We start from the raw sequence: 1779 nt of genomic DNA on the forward strand, positions 1-1779 counted from the left end.
GCTCGGGGGAGGGGGGAGTGACAGTGGGTTCTTCGCTCATGCGGGGCTCCTTCCGTTCTACGTTTTCAGCTATGCAGTCCCCCACTCTATGCCCCTGCCGGAGGTCGTCCGTTGACCCCCATCAAACCGCGCCCGGCTGCCGCCGGGAGGAAAGCCTTACACCTCTCCGACAATCCCTTGTAGGATATCGCCACGCGCGCGGCGTCCCGTCGCCCCGCGGACCTGGATCAGCAGACAGGGTGAACACTGAGCTGGCTCTCATCAACCGAGGGCCGGCAGCGTTCGCGCCGGCCCGCCGATCCGACGAAGGTCCGCACATGTCCCGCACCTGGATTCGCAACCCCCTCGCCATCTTCACCGCCAACGGTCTCGACGCCGCCGGCGGCCTGGTCGTCGAAGACGGCCGCATCGTCGAGCTGCTCGGCGCCGGCCAGCAGCCCGCGCAGCCCTGCGCCAGCCAGTTCGACGCCAGCCGGCACGTGGTCTTGCCGGGACTCATCAACACCCATCACCACTTCTACCAGACCCTCACCCGCGCCTGGGCGCCGGTGGTCAACCAGCCGCTGTTCCCCTGGCTGAAGACCCTCTATCCGGTCTGGGCGCGGCTGACCCCGGAGAAGCTCGAACTGGCCACCAAGGTGGCGCTGGCCGAGCTGCTGCTGTCCGGCTGCACCACTGCCGCCGACCACCACTACCTGTTCCCCGGCGGCCTCGAACAGGCCATCGACGTGCAGGCCGGGGTGGTCGAGGAACTGGGCATGCGCGCCATGCTCACCCGCGGCTCGATGAGCCTCGGCGAGAAGGACGGCGGCTTGCCGCCGCAGCAGACGGTGCAGGAGGCCGAGACCATCCTCGCCGACAGCGAGCGACTGATCGCTCGCTACCACCAGCGCGGCGAAGGCGCCCGGGTGCAGATCGCCCTGGCGCCCTGCTCGCCGTTCTCGGTGACTCCGGAGATCATGCGCGCCAGCGCCGAACTGGCGGCGCGCCACGACGTACGCCTGCACACCCACCTGGCGGAGACCCTCGACGAGGAAGACTTCTGCCTGCAGCGCTTCGGCCTGCGCACCGTGGACTACCTGGACAGCGTCGGCTGGCTCGGCCCGCGCACCTGGCTGGCCCACGGCATCCACTTCAATGCCGAGGAGATCCGTCGTCTCGGCGAGGCCGGCACCGGTATCTGCCACTGCCCGAGTTCGAACATGCGCCTGGCCTCGGGCATCTGCCCGACCGTGGAGCTGGAGGCGGCCGGCGCGCCGATCGGCCTGGGGGTCGATGGCTCGGCTTCCAACGACGCCTCGAACATGATCCTCGAGGCGCGCCAGGCCCTGTACCTGCAACGCCTGCGCTACGGCGCCGAGCGGATCACCCCGAAACTCGCCCTGGGCTGGGCCACCCGTGGCTCGGCACGCCTGCTCGGACGCAGCGACATCGGCGAGCTGGCCCCCGGCAAGCAGGCCGACCTGGCCTTGTTCAAGCTCGACGAGCTGCGCTTCTCGGGTAGCCACGACCCGCTCTCGGCGCTGCTGCTATGCGCTGCCGACCGTGCCGACCGGGTAATGGTCGGCGGCGCCTGGCGAGTGGTCGACGGTGCCGTGGAAGGGCTCGACCTGGCCGCCCTGATCGCCCGCCACCGCGAGGCGGCGAGCGCCCTGATCGCCGGGTGAGGCGGGCGCCGACGGAGGAGGCGCCAGGCTTCCTCTGTCGGTTCGCATAGGTCGGCGCCTGGCCTGCAACCGGCTAGACTTCGGCATCCCCCACCAGGAGCCGACCATGTCC

The 1779-nt window shown here is 70.2% G+C and carries 1 protein-coding gene; it reads left to right on the forward strand.

Features of this window, described 5'->3' with window-relative positions; all coding sequences use genetic code 11:
* The first annotated feature begins 317 nt into the window (after positions 1-317).
* Positions 318-1667: an 8-oxoguanine deaminase gene (locus FFS27_RS32400; RefSeq protein ID WP_021263037.1), complete on the forward strand. Its 1350-nt coding sequence runs from the start codon at positions 318-320 to the stop codon at positions 1665-1667.
* Positions 1668-1779: the final 112 nt, after the last annotated feature.

Source organism: Pseudomonas sp. 2VD (genome assembly GCF_005503585.1).
Classification (GTDB): Bacteria; Pseudomonadota; Gammaproteobacteria; order Pseudomonadales; family Pseudomonadaceae; genus Pseudomonas; species Pseudomonas aeruginosa.